The sequence below is a fragment of the Streptomyces sp. GQFP genome (assembly GCF_021545335.1).
Taxonomy (GTDB): domain Bacteria; phylum Actinomycetota; class Actinomycetes; order Streptomycetales; family Streptomycetaceae; genus Streptomyces.
The window spans coordinates 3,113,643-3,133,440 of record NZ_CP089312.1 but is presented as its reverse complement, the minus strand read 5'-3'; the positions used below and the strand labels follow the sequence as shown (position 1 = coordinate 3,133,440).

Annotated in this window: 22 protein-coding genes; 15 read left to right on the top strand and 7 right to left on the bottom strand. The window is 71.0% G+C overall.

What is annotated here, in order from left to right; genetic code table 11:
- Positions 1–142 precede the first annotated feature (142 nt).
- The 8 genes from LUX31_RS13620 (at position 143) to LUX31_RS13585 (ending at position 7,935) form a co-directional block, all read left to right on the top strand.
- On the top strand, positions 143–1,066 hold the full coding sequence (locus LUX31_RS13620; protein WP_235475042.1) for an ABC transporter ATP-binding protein: 924 nt from the start codon (positions 143–145) through the stop codon (positions 1,064–1,066).
- Entirely contained in the window at positions 1,063–1,803 is a 741-nt protein-coding gene (locus LUX31_RS13615; protein ID WP_235475041.1) for an ABC transporter permease, read from the top strand. Before LUX31_RS13620 ends, LUX31_RS13615 begins: the two co-directional genes overlap by 4 nt.
- Entirely contained in the window at positions 1,800–2,975 is a 1,176-nt protein-coding gene (locus tag LUX31_RS13610) for a sensor histidine kinase (protein ID WP_235475040.1), read from the top strand. Before LUX31_RS13615 ends, LUX31_RS13610 begins: the two co-directional genes overlap by 4 nt.
- A complete protein-coding gene (locus LUX31_RS13605) occupies positions 2,972–3,589 on the top strand; it encodes a response regulator transcription factor (protein ID WP_235475039.1) in 618 nt (205 codons plus the stop codon). Before LUX31_RS13610 ends, LUX31_RS13605 begins: the two co-directional genes overlap by 4 nt.
- A gap of 266 nt (positions 3,590–3,855) precedes the next feature.
- The gene (locus tag LUX31_RS13600) at positions 3,856–4,338 is read left to right on the top strand and encodes an RICIN domain-containing protein (RefSeq protein ID WP_235475038.1); all 483 of its coding nucleotides are present in this window, start codon (positions 3,856–3,858) and stop codon (positions 4,336–4,338) included.
- 77 nt (positions 4,339–4,415) lie between these two features.
- Positions 4,416–5,264, top strand: a complete 849-nt coding sequence (locus tag LUX31_RS13595) for a hypothetical protein (protein ID WP_235475037.1) — start codon at positions 4,416–4,418, stop codon at positions 5,262–5,264.
- Positions 5,265–5,362: 98 nt separating this feature from the next.
- The gene (locus LUX31_RS13590; RefSeq protein ID WP_235475036.1) at positions 5,363–6,433 is read left to right on the top strand and encodes a helix-turn-helix domain-containing protein; all 1,071 of its coding nucleotides are present in this window, start codon (positions 5,363–5,365) and stop codon (positions 6,431–6,433) included.
- A 104-nt stretch (positions 6,434–6,537) separates the two neighbouring features.
- Entirely contained in the window at positions 6,538–7,935 is a 1,398-nt protein-coding gene (locus LUX31_RS13585) for a family 43 glycosylhydrolase (protein ID WP_235475035.1), read from the top strand.
- Between the two features lie 41 nt (positions 7,936–7,976).
- Here the strand turns inward: LUX31_RS13585 and LUX31_RS13580 are convergent, their stop codons facing one another.
- Positions 7,977–8,828, bottom strand: a complete 852-nt coding sequence (locus LUX31_RS13580; protein ID WP_235475034.1) for a transglutaminase-like domain-containing protein — start codon at positions 8,826–8,828, stop codon at positions 7,977–7,979.
- A 17-nt stretch (positions 8,829–8,845) separates the two neighbouring features.
- Complete coding sequence (locus LUX31_RS13575; protein WP_235475033.1) at positions 8,846–9,844, bottom strand: GNAT family N-acetyltransferase; 999 nt, start codon at positions 9,842–9,844, stop codon at positions 8,846–8,848.
- A gap of 141 nt (positions 9,845–9,985) precedes the next feature.
- On the opposite strand from LUX31_RS13575, the gene fdxA reads away from it, so the two are divergent.
- Positions 9,986–10,306 carry a ferredoxin gene (fdxA, locus tag LUX31_RS13570; RefSeq protein WP_164267011.1) on the top strand — a complete coding sequence of 107 codons (321 nt, stop codon included), beginning with the start codon at positions 9,986–9,988 and terminating at the stop codon, positions 10,304–10,306.
- A 114-nt stretch (positions 10,307–10,420) separates the two neighbouring features.
- Positions 10,421–11,515 (top strand): bifunctional succinyldiaminopimelate transaminase/glutamate-prephenate aminotransferase, encoded by a 1,095-nt coding sequence (locus LUX31_RS13565; RefSeq protein ID WP_235475032.1) that lies wholly within the window; start codon positions 10,421–10,423, stop codon positions 11,513–11,515.
- A 92-nt stretch (positions 11,516–11,607) separates the two neighbouring features.
- On the opposite strand, the gene LUX31_RS13560 is transcribed toward LUX31_RS13565, so the two are convergent.
- The gene (locus LUX31_RS13560) at positions 11,608–11,928 is read right to left on the bottom strand and encodes an ATP-binding protein (RefSeq protein WP_235475031.1); all 321 of its coding nucleotides are present in this window, start codon (positions 11,926–11,928) and stop codon (positions 11,608–11,610) included.
- 319 nt (positions 11,929–12,247) lie between these two features.
- Entirely contained in the window at positions 12,248–13,204 is a 957-nt protein-coding gene (locus LUX31_RS13555; RefSeq protein WP_235475030.1) for a heavy metal transporter, read from the bottom strand.
- Between the two features lie 172 nt (positions 13,205–13,376).
- Here LUX31_RS13555 and dapE point away from each other — a divergent pair, with 172 nt between their 5' ends.
- Positions 13,377–14,456, top strand: coding sequence for a succinyl-diaminopimelate desuccinylase (gene dapE / locus LUX31_RS13550; protein ID WP_235475029.1), 1,080 nt, complete (start codon positions 13,377–13,379; stop codon positions 14,454–14,456).
- Between the two features lie 115 nt (positions 14,457–14,571).
- Positions 14,572–15,330, top strand: a complete 759-nt coding sequence (locus LUX31_RS13545; RefSeq protein ID WP_235475028.1) for a TIGR00730 family Rossman fold protein — start codon at positions 14,572–14,574, stop codon at positions 15,328–15,330.
- A gap of 238 nt (positions 15,331–15,568) precedes the next feature.
- On the opposite strand, the gene folP is transcribed toward LUX31_RS13545, so the two are convergent.
- Entirely contained in the window at positions 15,569–16,429 is an 861-nt protein-coding gene (gene folP / locus LUX31_RS13540; protein ID WP_235475027.1) for a dihydropteroate synthase, read from the bottom strand.
- A gap of 199 nt (positions 16,430–16,628) precedes the next feature.
- Here folP and LUX31_RS13535 point away from each other — a divergent pair, with 199 nt between their 5' ends.
- Together LUX31_RS13535 and LUX31_RS13530 are read left to right on the top strand one after the other, a co-directional pair.
- Entirely contained in the window at positions 16,629–16,979 is a 351-nt protein-coding gene (locus LUX31_RS13535; RefSeq protein ID WP_235475026.1) for a DivIVA domain-containing protein, read from the top strand.
- The gene (locus LUX31_RS13530) at positions 16,976–17,569 is read left to right on the top strand and encodes a DNA-3-methyladenine glycosylase I (RefSeq protein ID WP_328285655.1); all 594 of its coding nucleotides are present in this window, start codon (positions 16,976–16,978) and stop codon (positions 17,567–17,569) included. The genes LUX31_RS13535 and LUX31_RS13530 overlap by 4 nt, the downstream gene beginning before the upstream one ends.
- A gap of 77 nt (positions 17,570–17,646) precedes the next feature.
- Here the strand turns inward: LUX31_RS13530 and LUX31_RS13525 are convergent, their stop codons facing one another.
- Positions 17,647–18,450 carry an enoyl-CoA hydratase/isomerase family protein gene (locus tag LUX31_RS13525; RefSeq protein ID WP_235475025.1) on the bottom strand — a complete coding sequence of 268 codons (804 nt, stop codon included), beginning with the start codon at positions 18,448–18,450 and terminating at the stop codon, positions 17,647–17,649.
- 357 nt (positions 18,451–18,807) lie between these two features.
- On the opposite strand from LUX31_RS13525, the gene LUX31_RS13520 reads away from it, so the two are divergent.
- Entirely contained in the window at positions 18,808–18,975 is a 168-nt protein-coding gene (locus LUX31_RS13520) for a DUF3117 domain-containing protein (RefSeq protein WP_003966491.1), read from the top strand.
- Positions 18,976–19,071: 96 nt separating this feature from the next.
- On the opposite strand, the gene LUX31_RS13515 is transcribed toward LUX31_RS13520, so the two are convergent.
- Positions 19,072–19,770, bottom strand: coding sequence for an O-methyltransferase (locus tag LUX31_RS13515; RefSeq protein WP_235479908.1), 699 nt, complete (start codon positions 19,768–19,770; stop codon positions 19,072–19,074).
- Between the last annotated feature and the right edge of the window lie 28 nt (positions 19,771–19,798).

Below are 19,798 nucleotides of genomic sequence, written 5' to 3'. Positions count from 1 at the left end.
CGGTTCTTTGGCCGCGGGCCGGTGGGGGCTTGTCGCGCAGTTCCCCGCGCCCCTGAGGGGCGCGGGGCCATGACATCTGTCATCCGCGAGTCAGGACCGTCGGCACTGCCGGGCTCAGCCTGTCCGCAGCCACGATGGACGCATGGAAACCGCCCCAGTGGTCGCGTTCGACCAGGTCACCAAGAGCTACGGCGAGGTACGGGCCGTCGACGGGCTCACGCTCACTCTCCGCCCCGGCGAAACCGTGGCCGTCCTGGGCCCCAACGGTGCCGGCAAGTCGACCACCCTCGATCTGCTTCTCGGTCTCAAGCAGCCCGACAGCGGTACGGTCCGCGTTCTCGGGTGCAGCCCTCGGGACGCCATCGTCGGCGGGCATGTCGGCGCCATGCTGCAGAGCGGCGGCCTGATGGACGAGGTCACCGTCCGTGAGCTGGTCGCGCTCGCCTGCGCCCTGCACCCCCGGCCCTTCCCGGTCGGCGAGGTCCTCTCCCGGGCCGGGATCACCCACTTCGCCGACCGCAAGGTCAACAAGCTGTCCGGCGGCCAGGAACAGCGCGTCCGGTTCGCGCTCGCCACGGCCGGGGACAGCGCCCTGATCGTCCTGGACGAGCCCACGACCGGCATGGACGTCACCGCCCGCCAGTCCTTCTGGGCGACCATGCGCGAGCAGGCGGACCAGGGCCGTACGGTCCTGTTCGCCACCCACTACCTGGAGGAGGCGGACGCGACAGCGGACCGCGTCCTCGTCCTGCACCGGGGCCGCCTGCTGGCCGACGGCACGGCCGCCGAGATCAAGGCGAAGGCGGGCGCCCGCAGGATCTCCTTCGACCTGGAGTTCGTAGCGGAGAGCCCGGCCGAGGAAGCAGTGCTCCGCACCCTCCCCTTCCTCACCGCCCTCGACATAGCCCGCCAGACGGTCCGCATCCAGTCCTCCGACGCCGACGCGACCGTCCACGCCCTGTACGGCCTTGGCTTCTACCCCCGCAACCTCGAAGTGGCCGGCCTGGGCCTGGAGCAGGCGTTCGTCACCCTCACCGCAGCGGCCGAGGAGGCGCGCACCTCATGAACGACCTCATCCGCCTCGAGATCACCCGGGCCCTGCGCAACCGCAAGTTCCTCTTCTTCTCGGTGATCTACCCGTCGGCGCTGTTCCTCCTGATAGCGGGCAGCGCGGACAGCACGACGAAGGTGACGGGCACGGAACTCACCCTCCCCACCTTCTACATGGTCGCCATGGCCTCCTTCGGCGCCCTGACCGCCGTACTGATGGGCAACAGCGAGCGCATCGCCAAGGAGCGCGAGAGCGGCTGGGTACGGCAGCTGCGGCTGACCACGCTGCCGGGCCGCGGCTATGTCCTCGCCAAGACGGCGAGCGCGGCCGTGATCAGCCTCCCGTCGATCGTGATCGTCTTCGTCGTCGCGGCGGCGGTGAAGGACGTCCACCTGGACGCCTGGAAGTGGCTGGCGCTCACCGGGACGATCTGGGTGGGCAGCCTGGTCTTCGCGGCGCTGGGAGTCGCCCTCGGCTATCTGGCGAGCGGGGACGCGGTCCGTCCGATCACGATGATCGTCTACTTCGGCCTGTCCATGCTCGGCGGCCTCTGGATGCCGACGACGAGCTTCCCCGACTGGCTGCAGGACATCGCGAAGTGGCTGCCCACGCACGCGTACGCTGCCCTGGGACAGTCCATAGAGCTGGGCAACGCCCCGCAGGCGAAGGACGTGGCGATCCTGGCCGTCTCGTTCGTCCTCTTCGCGGGCGGCGCGGCCTGGCTGTACCGGAAGGACACGCTGAAGGCGTGAGCGGCGTCGGCATCGGACAGCGCCCCACGACCCGCAGACAGCGGGTCGTGAAGTCCCTGTGGATCGGCATCTGGCTCGTCTACCTGAGCGCACCGGTCAGCGACCTCCTGCACGGCGGCCACAGCACGGGCGTACGCGTCCTCGGCTGGCTGGGCCTGGTGGTGTTCGTGGCCTGGTACGCGATCCTCGTCTTCCGTACGAGCCGAGGCGAGACGACCCTCCTGGTCGTGGGCTCCCTCGCGGTCCTCACGGCCCAGTCGACGCTCCTCGCCCTCACCCTGGGCCGCGAGTGGCTGGTCCTGTTCGTGTACGTGTCGACCGCGTCCGGCGCCGCCCTGACGGCACGTACGGCCCGCTGGGCGATCGTGGGGGTGTCGGCCCTGATGACGGCGGTCGCGCTGGCGGTCCCCGGCGGCCACTCCTACCTGGCCGGGCTCCTCATCCCGGCCCTGCTCGGCGGCGCCGCCATGATGGGCGTACGTCAACTCGTGCGTACGACGATCGAGTTGCGCGAGGCCCGGGCCACGGTCGCCCAGCTGGCGGCCAACGAGGAACGCCTGCGCCTGGCGAGGGACCTGCACGATCTGCTGGGCCACTCCCTCTCCCTGATCACCCTGAAGAGCGAGCTGGCGGGCCGTATGCTCCCCGCCCACCCCGAGAAGGCGGCCCTCCAGGTGGCCGACATCGAGAAGGTGAGCCGCCAGGCCCTGGTGGACGTACGCGAGGCGGTGAGCGGCTATCGGCGTCCCCGTCTGGCCGGTGAACTGGCGGGCGCGAAGGTCGCGTTGACGGCGGCGGGCATCACGGCCGACCTGCCGGCGAGCGCCACGGAGACCGACATCGAGGAGGAGGCGGAGTCCGCCCTCGCCTGGGCGCTGCGCGAGGCGGTGACGAACGTCGTACGGCACAGCGGGGCCCGGCGCTGCACGGTGGAGGTGCTGAGCAGGCAGACCCTGGAGGGCCCGGTCCTCGAACTGTCGGTCGAGGACAACGGCACGGGCGACGGCTCACCCGGAACACCGGGCAACGGCCTGACGGGCCTCGCGGAACGCCTGGAGAAGACGGGCGGTTCCCTGGAAACAGCCCGTACGAAGCAGGGCTTCCGCCTGGTCGCGAGGGTGCCGGCGAACTCGTCGCCCACCACTCGGGCGGACGTAGGATCCGGTCCATGAGCCGCATGATCAAGGTCCTGTTGGCGGAGGACCAGTCGATGGTCCGCGAGGCGCTGGCCGCGCTGCTCGGTCTGGAGCCCGACATCGAGGTCGTCGCCCAAGTGGCCCGCGGCGACGAGGTGCTGGCCGCCGCCCGGACCCACGCCGACCTGGACGTGGCCCTCCTGGACATCGAGATGCCCGGCGCCACCGGCATCGAGGCGGCGGCTCTCCTGCACCACGAGTTCCCGTCCCTGAAGCTGGTCGTCCTCACGACCTTCGGCCGCCCCGGCTATCTCCGCGCCGCCATGGAGTCCGGCGCCGACGCCTTCCTGGTCAAGGACGCCCCGGCCGCCCAACTGGCGGAAGCGGTACGCAAGGTACTGGCCGGAGAGCGGGTCATCGACCCCACGTTGGCGGCAGCGGCCCTGGCAGACGGCGCCAATCCGCTGACGGATCGGGAGCGTGAGGTTCTGCGCGCGGCGGCGAACGGCGCGACCAACGCGGAGCTGGCGTCCACCCTGCACCTCTCCCAGGGCACGGTCCGCAACTACCTCTCGACAGCGATCCAGAAACTGACGGCCCGGAACCGGACCGAGGCGGTACGGATCGCGAGGGAGAAGGGCTGGCTGTAGGAGTCCCCGGCCGGGGCGGTGTCCTTCGGGAGCCGCCCCGACGCTGTTTCGCCGTCCGCTTCCCGTCCCGGGACAGGTGCGCCCCAGCAGGTCAGGAGCGTGTCTGTCCCGACATGGGCGAAGCAGCCGGGATCAGGTTGTGGGCGGGTTGTGAGCTGCACAAACTCGTCTCACCGGCCCCGCAGTTCGCCTCCGACGGTGAGTGCGCGTCGGTTCCTGTGGCCGCTCACGGCCGACTCCTCGCATCCCTCGGAAGGGACTTCCGCATGACTTCCGTACGCATCCTCCTGCCCTCCCTCGTGGCCGCCGCCGTGACCGTGCTCGGCGCGGCTCCCGCCACCCCCGCCTCCACCACCTCGGCTCCCGTCGCCCGTGCGGCGGGCGCGGAGACGTACCGCAACGTGCACACGGGACTGTGCATGGACGACAGCGACGGCGGCGGACTGCGCGGCTGGCAGTGCAACGGGCTCAACCACCAGAAGTGGGTGGTCACCCGGCACGCCGCCGACGGCACCCGACAGCTCACGAACATGGCCACGAGCAGGTGCCTGGACGACAGCGCTGCCGGCCTGCGGACCTTTCCGTGCAACGGACTCGACTACCAGAAGTGGACGGTCGAGAAGCTCACCCAGAGCCGCATCCAGTTCAGGAACGTGAAGACCGGGGCGTGCGTCGCCGACCCGGGCGAGAACAAGCGCCTGATCGCCCTGCCGTGCGTGACCAACTCGGCGAACCAGCAGTGGCAGTAGCGGGCCCGACCCCGGCCCCTGATCCCACGCCCCGAACATCTCGAACATCTCGAACACCTCGAACGAGGAGACCAACCATGTCCCCCCGCGCCGGCAAGCTGCGCAAGATCCTGCCCACCCTCGCCCTCACCTGTCTGACGGTCCCGGCACTCGCCGTCTCCGCCCACGCCACGACCCCGACCACGACGCCGGCGAGCGTCTCCCAGGCCGCCGCCTCCTTCCCCACCTGGGGGACGCGCTGGGTCGTGCACGCCACCTCGGACATCAACTCGCCGTCCGTCGGCATGATCAACCAGAACTCCGCAGGTCAGGACCGCATCACTGCCGACTACCAGGTCGACACCGGCCACCGGGTGTGCGAGGGCAGCGCCTGCTCCACCTTCATGGCCCACATCACCGCACCCGTCACGGGCTTCCTGACCGTCGTCGCCGTGGACATCCCCGAGGACCGGCTTCCGGGTGTCCCCGTGCAGGGCGATCCCGGTGGTGACCCCCAGACCGGCTCACGGCAGCGGACCTTGGAGCGGGCCGCGACCTGGCTCACCGCCAACGGAGGTCGCCCCGTCCCCTACAACCAGTCCGCGTACTGGCGGGACGGCTACCGGCAGGACTGCTCCGGCTACGCCTCCATGGCACTCGGCCTGCCGACGCCCGGCACCAACACGGTGGGGCTGGCCACCAACCGGAACCTCACCCGCCCCATCGCGATGGGCGAACTGCAGCCCGGTGACCTCGTCATCGACGCCATCGGCAACAGCAACACCCGGCACGTCGTCATCTTCGAACGGTGGAACGACGCGGCCCACACCTCCTATCTGGCCTACGAGCAGCGCGGCGGCCCCGGCACCACACACCGGACGCTGACCTACGGCCTGAACGGAGGCAGCGAGTACCGGGCCTACCGGCCCGTCCAGTACGGCGACTGACCCGTCACCAGGTGTGCGCCCAGCCCTCCTCGGGCTGGGCGCACCCTCCGCCGAGAGCCCGAACGACGGCACTCCATTGGGCCGTAGGAGTGAATCCCGTGACCGGTGAATCGACTCTGCACGGGCCGGGACACCGTGCCGGTTGCGTCGCCATTGTCCGCTTCCATAGATTCCTGACCTGCTGGGACAGCCTGTCCCAGGGCATGAAGCACCAACGGGACACCGTTGTCGTACCACGGGAGACGTCCGCCATGACGGACAGCGGGCAGAGTGACCGCCTGGCGGCGCAACGACAGCTCGGCGCGGCCCTGCGCGCCCTGCAACACCGGTCGGGCCTCACCCTGCGGGAGCTGGAGAAGCGGGTCCCGGTCAGCGACACGTCGCTGTCGCGCTACTTCCGCGGCGACGGCGTCGCACCCTGGCCCGTCGTCGCCGAGATCGGCCGGATCCTGGGCGGCGACCTGAGCGAACTGCGCGCCCTGTGGCAGGCGGCCGACCGTATGTCGTCGCCCCCACAACTCCCGGCCGTGCTCCCGGCCGTACCCACTCCGGCTCTGCCCGACGACAGCCCGCGCACTCCGGCTCCCGGCCCCGCCCCCGCGTGGTGGCGCCTCACGCGGGTCACGCGGGGGCGGGCCATCGCCGCGGTGGTCACCGTCGTACTGCTCGCAGCGGGTCTGACGGCGTACGGCGTCCAGTTCGACACCGACCCCCAGGGCGAGCGGACCACCACGGCCGCCCTGGGCAAGGAGGGCCTGCGCGCCGGGGTCGACGAGCGACGGCCCGTGTTCTACGAGGCGGAGAAGGCCCGTAAGAGCCAGGTGACCGTCCGCGAGGCCACCGGGGCCCGCAGCGGCAAGGCCATCGCCCACATGGACTACCCCGACAGCTACGTCGAGTTCACCGTCGTCGTCGCGTCGGCCGGTCCCCGAGCCATGAGCGTGCGGTACAGCAACGGCTCGCAGGACACCGCCGGCGCTGAGTCGTGCGCCTCGCACGGCCTCTCGGTCAACGGTGCCGTCGCGAACCCCGTCCACTACGCGCACACCGGCTGGGAGAACTGGCAGCGGACCGAACCGGTGACGGTGGCCTTCCACGCGGGCCGCAACACGATCCGCTTCTCCAAGGGCGACCTGTTCACCGAACTGGACGGCATCGAGCTGGCGTAGGGCCGTCGGCGTAGGACGCGGGACGCGACACAGCCAGAAGCACTGATCTCAGGCACTGATCTCAGGCACTGATCTTCCGCCCCCTGATCCCAAGGGACCGCCCCATGCCCTCCCGTCAGACGTTCCCCTCCCACATGACCCGCCGGCTGGGGAGACGACTCGCGTCTCTCGCGGCCCTCCTCTGCCTGGCCCTGGTCCTGGACCCGCCCTCGGGACATACGGCCGTCGCGCCACCGGCCGTGGACGGTTCGCCCTCGGTCGTCGTCGACCGCGATTTCGCGGACCCGGACATCGTCAAGGTCGGCGCCGTCTACCACGCCTACGCCACCAACAGCGGCCCCCGCCACATCCAGCACGCCACCTCGCGCGACCTGCGGCACTGGACGGTCGACGACCGTGACATGCTGCCCGACCCCGGCTCCTGGGCGGCTCCCCGGTCCGAACTCGTCTGGGCGCCGGAAGTGTTCGACGACGGCGCGGGCTTCACCATGCAGTACACCGCCCGCGACCGGGCGAGCGGCAGACAGTGCATCGGTGTGGCACGGGCCACCGCGCCGGATGGCCCCTTCCGCCCGACCGGCGAGACCCCCCTCGTCTGCCCCGCGCGCGAGGGCGGCGCCATCGACGCCTCGACCTACACCGAGGACGGGCGGCGCTACCTGCTGTGGAAGAACGACGGCAACTGTTGCCACCTCGGCCAGGACACCTGGCTGCACCTCCAGCCCACCACGTGGGACGGCACCCGCCTCACCGGGGACCCGGTCCGGCTGATCCGCCAGGACCAGTCCTGGGAGGGCCGCCTCGTGGAGGCACCCACCCTGGTCAAACGCGCGGGGCACTACGTCCTCCTGTACTCCGCGAACGCCTACGACACCAGCGCCTACGCGACCGGCTACGCCGTGTCCCCGCATCTCACCGGCCCCTACACCAAGGCCCCCCGCCCCCTCATGTCGACGGACAGCTTCTCCGGCGCCGTCCAGGGCCCCGGGGGACAGGACGTGGTCGAGGGGCCCGACGGCCGCGACCACATCGTCCTGCACGGCTGGCGCGGAGGTGTCCGGACCCTGTACCGGGCCGATCTGGGCTGGGCCGACGGACATCCGGTGGTGCGCGGCAGCAAGGTCGTCCACGAGGCGGAGCGGGCGCGGTTGAACAACGTCGTCGTCCGTGACGCCCCCGAGGCGTCCGGCGGCAGGGCGGTCGGGTACATCGACCACCCGGACAGCCGTGTCGAGTTCCGGGTGTTCGCCGCGTCCGCGGGACCGCACACCCTGTCCGTGCGCTACGCGAACGGCTCACTGGACCCGGCGGGAAAGCCGGCCGCCGCCACCCACCGACTGTCCGTCGACGGTACCGACGCCGGTACGGTGCTCTATCCCCACACCGCCTGGGACAACTGGCAGACGGCCGTCCGGACCGTGCCGCTGCGCACCGGCTGGAACACCCTCAGCCTGTCCAAGGGCGACCTCTACGCCGAACTGGACCACATCGAGGTGAGCTGAACCGCCCTGCCGCACAAGGGCACTTCAGTTCACAAGGGACTTCAGTTCAACCGGGCCCGAGCCGCCCGAGCCTGTCCCCGAACCCGCTCGGCCCCCGCCTCGACAACCTCCGCGTACTGCTCCAGCTCGGCCGCCCCCACCAGGAACTCCCCCCGCCCCACCAGCAACTGAGCCCGCTCGTACCGCAGCCGAGCCGGATGCGAAGGCAGCAGCAGCGCCAACTCCACCGCCCACAACGACACTTCCGACCGCTCCGGCCGCGCCGCCGCCCACGCCCGAATGTTGTTCAGCACCCGCAGCATCACATCCAACGGATCCGCCGGCACCAGCATCGACGGATCCAACGCCTCCCCGGTCGCCCCGGCCACCAGCAACTCCGCGTCGCCCCCGCTCAACACCCGCCCCCCGTCGAAGGGATCGGCCAAGACCTGCTGGTCGACGGGTCCGAACCCCACGACGAAGTGCCCGGGCAGCGCGACCCCGTACACCGGCGCCCCCGCCCGCCGCGCGACCTCCATCCACAGCACGGACAGCAGAATCGGCAACCCCCGCCGCCGTACCACCACTTCGTGCAGCAGCGAGGACTCCAGCCGCTGATAGTCGGCCGGGCTGCCCCGGAAGCCGAGACGCTCGCCCAACAGCTCGTGCAGCGCCGTCGCCCAGGAACGCGGCCCGCCCGGCCGGAACGGCAACTGCCCGGCCAGCCGGTCGAGTTCCATCTGGACGGCGTCGACACCGGCCTCGTCCAGCGCCCGGTCCGCGACCCCGCCCATCAGCAGGCACAGCGTCGTCAGATCGGGCCGCTCGGACCGGGCCTCGTCGGCGAAGAGAGCGCGCAACTCGGCGGACCGTTCGGGTCCCGGGGGATACGGCGGGGGATGAGGGAAACGCATACCAGGCCCGTGCCCTCTCACACCGATCGATAGTGGTGGTAGGAGTGATGCGCTCCGAATCCCGTCCCGGCGTACAGCGCCCGCGCCCCCGCGTTGTCGGCCTCCACCTGGAGCCAGGCGGCCGACGCCCCCTCCTCAAGGGCTCGCCCGGCCAACGCGGCCATGACAGCCGTGGCCAGCCCCTGCCGTCGTCGTCCGGGGTCCACCTCGACCGCCCCGAACCCGGCCCACCGCCCGTCCACGACACACCGCCCGATGGCGGCGGGCGGCTCGCCCTCACCCCCGGGCACGGTCGCGAACCACACCGACGGGCCGCTCCCCAACACCGCCAGCGCCACCTCGCTCACCCCCTTGCGCTGATACCGCGAGAGCCATGCCTCATCGGCCTCCCGGGACAGCACCACCCGGTCCGGATCCCCCCGGTCGGCGACGGGCGCCAGCCCGCCGACCCACAGCTCGGCCGTCACCTCACGCGTCCACCCGCGCTCCTCCAGCTCCGCGCACAGCACCTCCTGCGTCCCCTCGGCGCCGGTCGCGGTCTGGACGTACGCGGGGAGGCCACGATCGGCGTACCAGCGGCGTACGGCGGTCAGCGCTTCGCCGAGCGGCAGGCCCGGGTCGCCGAGCGGCAGCACGGAGTTCGCCCGCCGCGTGAACCCGGAGGCCGCCCGCAGCTCCCACTCACCGAGACGCTCGCTCTCCACGGGCTGCCAGGACCGCGCGGAGACCCGCGCCAGCTCCTCGTACGAGGCGGCGGGACCGCGCCGGCGGGCGGGGGCCGCCGGGACCACTTTGCCCGCGACCAGGGACGCTGCCGCGACCCGGACGCGCTCGCCGTCGCGCCGTGTGATCAGAAGCACACCCGCGACTTCGTCCCATGATGTGAGAACACCCACCGTGTCGGTGAACTTCTCACTATCGGTGACTTCTTCGTTCAGTCGTCGAACGGAGACACGTTTGCCCACGTCAGCAGCGGTGATACGGACCTCGAGACGGCCGGCGGCAGAGATTTCCACAGGTCAGTTCACCCCTCCTGTATGGATCATGCCCAGGAACGGAGATACTAGGTGCGGGCATCGACGACGCCGCGCTCCCGCGCGCCAGGTGGCGGGGCCTGAAGACGGCTCGCCAGCGCCCTATCGAGGAGGAACGACAGCGTGACCTACGTCATCGCGCAGCCTTGTGTCGACGTCAAGGACAAGGCGTGCATCGAAGAGTGCCCGGTCGACTGCATCTACGAGGGCTCCCGGTCCTTGTACATCCACCCGGACGAATGCGTCGACTGTGGTGCCTGTGAGCCGGTCTGCCCGGTCGAGGCGATCTTCTACGAGGACGACACTCCGGAGGAGTGGAAGGACTACTACAAGGCGAACGTCGAGTACTTCGACGAGCTCGGCTCGCCCGGTGGCGCCAGCAAGCTGGGCCTGATCGAGCGCGATCACCCCTTCATCGCCGCGCTGCCGCCGCAGAACGGCTGAGAGCGGCCCGCAGAGCCCGCGCCGCCTCGGTCCCGTACGGCCTGATCGCCTTTGATCATGATCGCCGTACGGGACCGAGGCGTTTGCCGTACGTACGAAAGTGAGCCAGTAATCGTGTCCTCCGCAGTCTCCGACCGCCTCCCCGCCTTCCCCTGGGACAAGCTGGAGCCGTACAAGAAGACGGCCGCCGCGCACCCGGACGGCATCGTCGATCTGTCGGTCGGCACGCCGGTCGACCCGGTCCCCGAGCTGATCCAGAAAGCGCTGGTCGCGGCGGCCGACTCGCCGGGCTACCCGACCGTCTGGGGCACGCCCGAGCTGCGCGACGCGCTCACCGGCTGGGTCGAGCGACGCCTCGGCGCCCGGGACATCACCCACCGCCACGTCCTGCCGATCGTCGGCTCGAAGGAACTGGTCGCCTGGCTCCCGACCCAGCTGGGCCTGGGCCCGGGCGACAAGGTCGCCTACCCGCGCCTCGCGTACCCGACGTACGAGGTGGGCGCCCGCCTGGCCCGTGCCGAGTACGAGGTCTACGACGACCCGACCGAGCTGGACCCCACCAACCTGAAGCTCCTCTGGCTCAACTCGCCCTCGAACCCCACGGGCCGGGTGCTGAGCAAGGAGGAGCTGACCCGGACGGTCGCCTGGGCCCGCGAGCACGGCGTGCTGATCTTCTCCGACGAGTGCTACATCGAGCTGGGCTGGGAGGCGGACCCGGTCTCCGTACTGCACCCGGACGTGTGCGGCGGCTCGTACGAGGGGATCGTGTCCGTCCACTCCCTCTCCAAGCGCTCCAACCTCGCCGGCTACCGGGCGGCGTTCCTCGCCGGTGACCCGGAGGTCCTCGGCCCGCTCCTCCAGATCCGCAAGCACGGCGGCATGATGACCTCGGCGCCCACCCAGGCGGCGGTCGTGGCCGCCCTCGGCGACGACACACACGTCGCCGAGCAGCGCGAGCGGTACACGGCCCGTCGTACGGCCCTGCGCGAGGCCCTCGTACGCCACGGCTTCCGCATCGAGCACAGCGAGGCCAGCCTCTACCTGTGGGCCACCCGCGAGGAGTCCTGCTGGGACACCGTCGCCCACCTCGCCGACCTGGGCATCCTGGTCGCACCGGGCGACTTCTACGGCACGGCGGGCGAGACCTTCGTCCGCGTGGCCCTGACGGCGACGGACGAGCGGGTGGCGGCGGCGGTCGCGCGCCTGTAAAGAGTCATTGCTGGGCCAGTGCCGCTGTACGACGGAGGGGCCCGGGGAAGATCCCCGGGCCCCTCCGCCATCACCTGGTCACCGCGCTCGGGTCAGCCCAGCGGCAGGCCCTGCAGGGGCAGCTGGCCGGCGCCGGGCAGGCCCTTCGTCGGGAGCGCGTCCGTCGGCAGGCCGCCCTTCGTCGCGGTCTTCGCGGTGTCGCCGAGGACGTCACCGCCGGCCGTCGTCGGCACGGCCTTCGTGACCGCGTCGACGTTCGCCGTGTCCAGGGCGGTCAGACCGCCGAGGTTCGGGGTGGCCGGCAGACCGGCCGGCGCCGCGCTGGCGGAACCGGCCGCACCGACCCCGGCTGCCGCTCCCGCTGCGACGAGCAGCGCAGCACGGGCGATCCGGCGGGTCAGGGGAAGGGACATGATGCTCCTGAGTGTCGGTTGACTGTTGATCGTCCGGACTCGGACGCAGTGACTACCGCTCGAAGGCCCCTGAAGGTTGCGGCGCCCGAATGTAAAGAGTTGGCAATGCGTCGCATTATCGCCTGCGGATAAAAGTGGGCAAAGGGCACCCGGTCCGAAAGTCGGGTGAATGCTTGTGGCGCGCTACAGCCCTTTGTCCGCAAGGGTTTTGACGGACAGTGGGCGGATGTGGGAGTGACTCGGCGAAAACCCGGGCGGACTCCTGCCGGGGCCCGGCAGGAGTAACCCGTACGGGGGACTCCCCGCACTCCTGCCCGTACTACCGCGCGGTGACGATCAGGACCACGTCCGAGCTCGCCCGTGTGCCCGTCGGGCGCCACTCGCTGTCGGTGTTGCCGGCCGTCCAGCGGCGGCCCGCGTACGTGACGTTCTCGATGTGCAGCGCGGAGGAGTTCGCCACCGCCCAGTGCGCCAGCTGCCAGCCACGCTGCTCGACCGTCGTCCCGGCGGCCGTGTCGCTGTCCGAGGGCACCGGAAGCGTCACGGTGGAGTGGGGGGTCGAGGAGGGGGAGGGTGTGGGGGTTGCGGCGGTCTTGCGGCCCACCTCCGCGGCGGCCACGGTGAGCACATCGCGGCCGAAGTCCCGTACGAGCGCCGCGCGTACGGCGTCCGGGCCGCCGGTCGGGGTGGTGTCCAGGCGGCCCTGGCAGGTCAGGGTGGCCGCCGCGCGGCCGGTCAGGGCCGCCGCCAGCAGCGTGGCGTCCGGCTCGTGCTTCGCGTACGCCTCCGGGTAGCCGCTGCGCTGCACGCGCTGCGCGGCCACGGTGAGCGGGAGGCGCTCATAGCCGGAGACCTTGACGAGATGCTCGTAGAACTCGCCCGCCGAGTAGGTCGGGTCCAGGATCTCCTTCTCGGTGCCCCAGCCCTGCGAGGGGCGTTGCTGGAACAGGCCCAGCGAATCCCGGTCGCCGTGGGTGATGTTGCGCAGTCCCGACTCCTGGAGGGCGGTCGCCAGCGCGATGGCCACGGCCCGTTCGGGCAACCCGCGCGCGGTGCCGACCGCGGTGATCGTCGCCGCGTTGACCGCCTGCTCGGGGGTGAACTCGTACGCGGTTCCGTCACCGTCGGCCGAGACGACCTCGCAGGCCGGATCTCCGGTCCCGCCGGTGACGTACTGCACCGCGAGATAGCCCGCGACGGCGAGCAGGACCAGGAAGGACGCCCCACGACGGAGGAGGCGGCCACGACGCTTGTGGTGGGGGGACGGCTCCGGCATCCGTACAAGGTACTGGAGAGTAGGGTCCGCGGTTTCCGTGTTCGGCGAGGAGGGAGGTCGGAGGGTGGTCGGAAGGGGGTGAGGGGACGGTGTGGGGCGCTGCCCGTGCTGTGCCGGTGCTGTTCCCGAGCTGTGCGGTGGCGTGACCGGACGGCGCGTTAGGGTCGTCGGCATGGCCGACACACCGCTTGACCTCACGCTGGACGCCGCTCGCCTGACCGCGTGGCTCGTCGACTTCCCCTCGGAGAGCGGCAGCGAGAAGCCCCTCGCGGACGCGATCGAGACGGCTCTGCGTGCCCTGCCGCACCTCACGGTCGAGCGGTACGGCAACAACGTCGTCGCCCGGACGAACCTGGGCCGCACGGAACGCGTGATCCTGGCCGGCCACATCGACACGGTGCCGATCGCCGACAACGTCCCCTCGCGGCTCGACGAGGACGGGGTGCTGTGGGGCTGCGGGACGTGCGACATGAAGTCGGGGGTCGCGGTGCAGCTGCGGATCGCGGCCACGGTGCCGGCGCCGAACAGGGACCTCACGTTCGTCTTCTACGACCAGGAAGAGGTCGCGGCCGAACTGAACGGGCTCAAGCATGTCGCCGAGGCCCACCCGGAGTGGCTGGAGGGGGACTTCGCGGTGCTCCTCGAACCGTCCGACGGCCAGGTGGAGGGCGGCTGCCAGGGCACGCTGCGGGTGCTGCTGAAGACGGCGGGCGAGCGGGCCCACTCGGCGCGCAGCTGGATGGGCTCCAACGCGATCCACGCGGCGGCCCCGATCCTGGCCAAGCTGGCCTCGTACAAGCCGCGTTACCCGGTGATCGACGGCCTGGAGTACCGGGAGGGGCTCAACGCGGTCCGGATCGGGGGCGGGGTGGCGGGCAACGTCATCCCCGACGAGTGCGTGGTGACGGTCAACTTCCGCTACGCGCCCGACCGTTCGGAGGAGGAGGCGCTGGCGCACGTGCGGGAGGTCTTCGCGGACTGCGGGGTGACGGAGTTCGTGGTGGACGACCACAGCGGCGCGGCCCTGCCGGGTCTCTCCCACCCGGCCGCGGCGGCCTTCATCGAGGCGGTGGGCGGCACCCCGCAGCCCAAGTACGGCTGGACGGACGTGTCGCGCTTCAGCGCGCTCGGCATCCCGGCCGTCAACTACGGCCCCGGGAACCCCCACTTGGCGCACAAGCGGGACGAACGGGTGGAAACCGGAAAGATCCTGGCGGGCGAGGAACGACTGCGGGCCTGGCTGACGTCCTGACCACACAGGAAGGCCGGGACGGCGCTTCATGGCGGACATGCTCACGTCCCCCGTCCGTAACCGGCGGAGATCTACGCTGAGGTGGAACCACAGCAAGCGGAGGAAGGGAGCGGCCATGGCTACCGGCAACCCCGAGGGCAGCAAGCAGCCACCGGAGGAGCAGCGGCTCGGACCGGTGCTGCGCAGGCGCGGGCAGGTCCAGGCGAGCACCACCGACCAGCGTCTCCTCGACGCGGGCGGTCCCTCCGACTGGGTCCACACGGACCCCTGGCGGGTGCTGCGCATCCAGTCGGAGTTCATCGAGGGCTTCGGCACGCTCGCCGAACTCCCGCCCGCGATCAGTGTGTTCGGGTCGGCGCGTACGAAGGTGGACTCGCCGGAGTACGAGGCGGGGGTCCGCCTCGGCCGGGGTCTGGTGGAGGCGGGCTTTGCCGTCATCACAGGCGGTGGCCCGGGGGCGATGGAGGCGGCCAACAAGGGTGCGTGCGAGGCGAAGGGCGTCTCGGTGGGGCTGGGTATCGAGCTGCCCTTCGAGCAGGGGCTGAACCCCTACGTCGACATCGGCCTCAACTTCCGCTACTTCTTCGTCCGCAAGATGATGTTCGTGAAGTACGCGCAGGGCTTCGTGGTCCTGCCCGGGGGTCTCGGCACCCTGGACGAACTCTTCGAGGCGCTGACCCTGGTCCAGACGCAGAAGGTGACACGCTTCCCGATCGTGCTGTTCGGGAGCGAGTACTGGGGCGGCCTGATCGACTGGCTCACGAACACCCTGATCGCCCAGGGCAAGGCCTCGGAGAAGGACCTGATGCTGTTCCACGTCACGGACGACGTGGACGAGGCGGTGGCACTGGTGTCGAAGGAGGCGGGACGCTAGCGCTGGGCTTGAGCAGCGTTTCCTTCGCCCCCGCCGCCCTTACCCGTTCCCATCCCTGGGGGCTGCGCCCCCAGACCCCCCTATCGCGCTGAACGCGCTCGTCCTCAAACGCCGGACGGGCTGGGTAGTCAGCCCGTCCGGCGTTTGAGGACAAGGCCCGTTCAGGGCCGGAGCGGGGGTTCGGGGGCGGCAGCCCCCGAGGATGGGACGGGTAGGGGCGGCGGGGGCGAGGAAAGCCCTACGCCAGCCCCCTCCGCGCCACCGCCGGCGGACGGTGGCCCGCGATCGACGTCACCATGTCCAGTACCTGGCGCGTCTCCGCGACCTCGTGGACGCGGTACACCCGCGCCCCCAGCCACATCGACACCGCCGTCGTCGCCAACGTCCCCACCAGCCGCTCCTTCACCGGCCGGTCCAACGTCTCGCCCACGAAGTCCTTGTTGGACAGCGACACCAGCACAGGCCACCCCGTCTCCACCATCTCCCCCAGCCGCCGAGTCGCCTCCAGACTGTGCCGCGTGTTCTTCCCGAAGTCATGCCCCGGATCGATCATCACCGACTCCCGGGGCACCCCCAGAGCGACCGCCCGCTCGGCCAGCCCGACGGTCACCCGGAGGATGTCGGCCATGACATCCTCGTACTCCACCCGATGCGGACGAGTCCGCGGCTCCGCACCGCCCGCGTGCGTACACACCAGCCCCACCCCGTACCGCCCCGCGACCTCCGCGAGCCGCGGATCGACGCCGCCCCACGCGTCGTTCAGCAGATCCGCCCCCGCCTCGCACACGGCCTCGCCCACGTCCGCCCGCCAGGTGTCCACGCTGATGACCACGTCGGGGAACCGGCGCCGCACCTCCGCCACGAAGCCGACCGTCCGCCGCGCCTCCTCCTCCGCCGTCACCTCCTCGCCGGGTCCCGCCTTCACCCCGCCGATGTCGATGATGGCAGCACCCTCTGACACCGCCTGCTCCACGCGCGTGAGCGCGGGCTCGTCGCGGAAGGTGGCTCCCTGGTCGTAGAAGGAGTCCGGGGTCCGGTTCACGATCGCCATGATCACCGGCTCGTGCGCGCCGAATTCACGCCTGCCCAGTCTGAGCATCGCCTGTGACCTCTCCTAGTACGTTCCCGGTATTCGGCCGCCTGCGGCCATGACTGCCAGATTCGCATGGCACGATCGGACCCTGCCGCATGGGCTGAGGCACCGCCCATCGGTCCGATCCACCCGATCCACCCGATCCACCGGTCCGCCCGATGCACCTGCTTCTTCCGATCCATCCGAAATCCATGGGGAACCAGCGATGTTGATGTTCTTGTTCCTGGTCGTCGCGCTCGCCGTCGTGGTCGCCGCGGTGACGCTGGCCGTGGTGGGCGGCGGCGAGAACGCCGTCCTGCCGGAGACCGCGCCCGAGCGGCTCCAGGACCCGCTGCCGCTCGACCGTCCGGTCGACCGCGGCGACGTCGAGTCCCTCCGCTTCCCGGTCGCCGCCCGTGGCTACCGCATGTCGGACGTCGACGACGCGCTCACCCGCCTCGGCGCCGAACTCGCCGAGCGGGACGCCCGTATCGCCGACCTGGAGTCCGCGCTGTCCGGCGCCCAGGCCGCGTCGCGGGTCGCCATGGACAAGCCGGCCCAGGGGAGCGAGCAGTGAGCGCCGGGCCCGGCGAGGCCCTCGCCGGGCCCGACGGCGCTCTGCGCTGCCCCTGGGCGCTGTCCACGGAGGACTACGTCGCGTACCACGACGAGGAGTGGGGGCGCCCGGTCCACGGCGACGAGGCCCTCTTCGAACGGCTCTCCCTGGAGGCCTTCCAGTCCGGTCTCTCGTGGATCACCATCCTGCGCCGCCGGCCGGGCTTCCGTACCGCCTTCGCCGGCTTCAGGATCGCCTCCGTCGCGGTCTTCACGGACGTCGACCGCGAACGGCTCCTCGCCGACGCAGGCATCATCCGCAACCGCGCGAAGATCGACGCGACGATCGCCAACGCGCGCGTGCTCGCGGACTGGGCCCCCGGGGAACTGGACGAGCTGATCTGGTCCCACGCCCCGGACCCGGCCACCCGCCCGGTCCCCAAGACCCTCGCCGACGTCCCCGCGGTCACCGACGAGTCGACCGCCCTGTCGAAGGCCCTGAAGAAGCGGGGCCTGCGTTTCGTGGGCCCGACGACGGCGTACGCCTTGATGCAGGCCTGCGGGCTGGTCGACGACCACTTGGCGACGTGCGTCGCGAGAAGCGCCCTTTAAGGGGCGCGGGGAACTGCGCGACCAGCCCCCACCGGACCCGCAGCTCTCAACGGCGCTCCCCACCCCAAAAAGGGAACTCACCGCCCCAAGTACTTCGGCTTCTCCTTGTTGACGAACGCCTGTACCGCGATCGCGTGGTCCTCCGACGCGCCCGCGTGTGCCTGGAGTTCGTCCTCCTTCTCCAGGGTCTCCTCCAGGGAGTGGGAGAAGCCGTAGGCCACGGCCTCCTTGAGGGCCGCGTACGCCACTGTCGGGCCGTCGGCCAGGGCCCGTGCCGTCTTCTCGGCCTCGGCCCGCAGGTCCGCCGCGGGGACGACCCGGTTCGCGATGCCCAGCTCGTACGCCTCCTGCGCCTTGATGCTGCGCGGGAACAGGAGCAGGTCCGCGGCGCGCCCGGGGCCGACCACGCGCGGGAGCGTCCAGGAGACGCCCGAGTCGGCGGTCAGCGCCACGCCCGCGAACGACGTGTTGAAGGCCGCCGTGTCCGCGACGACCCGGTAGTCGGCGGCGAGCGCGAAACCGAAGCCGGCCCCGGCCGCGACGCCGTTCACGCCCGCCACCACCGGCTTGGGCATGCCCGTCAGGGCCCGCACGATGGGGTTGTAGTGCTCGCGGACCGTCGTCATGGTCTGACCCGTGCCGGCCTCGCGATCGGCCGCCAGAAGCCCGATGTGCTCCTTGAGGTCCTGGCCCACACAGAACGCCCGGTCCCCGGCCGCGGTCAGCAGCACCGCCCGTACGGCGCCGTCCGTGGCCGCCGCCTGGACCGCCTCCCGGAGTGCGACCTTGGTCGCGATGCTCAGCGCGTTCATCGCCTCGGGGCGGTTCAGCGTGATCGTCGCCAGTCCGTCGTGCACCTCGTAGAGCACGGTGTCGGCCATGGGGGTCCCCTCCAGTGGGTGTCGCGGCTCGGTCGTCGCAGGACAGCATGGCGGAGATCGCGGTCCCAGGAGAGGGCCGGTCATGTGACCTGCGTCAAAGAATTCTCGTCCGTCCGGCGGCGGCGCGGGTCCGCGCGGCGGCGAAGTATCGCAGTCACATCGGCGAATTGAGTGGTTTTGATCGCGCGCGTTGCCCAAGCGATGCCGACTGATGTTGGTCATAGGGTCCTGAGATGCGGGATAATGGCTTGGAAGCAATGTGTTCGATGCCGGTGACGTTCGTCCCATGAGGGGATGGGCGTGCCCTCCTAAGGGGCCGTCGGCGACGATGAGCTGGTTTCAGGAAGGGGAACGAGCATGGCGGCCATGAAGCCGCGGACGGGCGATGGCCCGCTCGAGGTGACAAAGGAGGGGCGGGGCATCGTCATGCGCGTTCCGCTCGAAGGCGGCGGTCGACTCGTCGTCGAGCTGACCCCTGACGAGGCCGACGCGCTGGGCGATGCCCTCAAGAAGGTCGTCGGCTGACGCGCGGACGCGTCCATACCCTTTCAGCTGCCCCGGCACCGTGAACACACGGTGCCGGGGCACTGTTTTGCCCAGGCCCTGCCCCCAGCGCTGCCCTCAGCGCTTGACCGCGCACAGCAGACCGTCGCCCACGGGGAGCAGGGACGACACCAGCTCCTGGCTCTCGCGCACCGCGCGCAGCAGCTCCCGCAGCCGTATGACCTCGGTGGGCTGGGGCCCCGAATCGACCGTCCTGCCGTTGGCGAAGACGCCCTCGAAGACCACCAGGCCACCCGTACGGAGCAGACGCAACGATTCAGCTAGGTAGTCGAGGCTCTCCAGCCGGTCGCCGTCGCAGAACACGAGGTCGTAGCCGGCGTCCGCGAGCCGGGGCAGCACGTCCAGGGCGCGGCCCGGGATGAAGCGGGCGCGATTGCTGGCGAAGCCGGACGCGCGGAAGGCCTGGCGGGCGAACTGCTGGTGGTCCGGCTCGGGGTCGACCGTGGTCAGGACACCGTCCGCGCGCATGCCCTGCAGGAGGTACATCCCCGAGACGCCCGTCCCGGTCCCGATCTCCGCCACCGACTTCGCGTCCACGGAGGCGGCCAGCAGCCGTAGCGCGGCGCCCGTGCTGGGCGCCACCGAGCGCAGCCCTGCCTCGCGGGCCCGGTCACGGGCCCAGAGCTGTGCTTCGTCCTCGGCGACAAAGGCGTCGGCGAACGCCCAGCTCGTCTGCCGGTTGCCGGTAATGACCCTCTCCTGTCCCCGCAGTTGCCTGGGCGTGACTGTATCCGTTGCTGCCGGGAACCCGCAGATGGGACCGGGCGTTTAGAGGGGTGCGGGA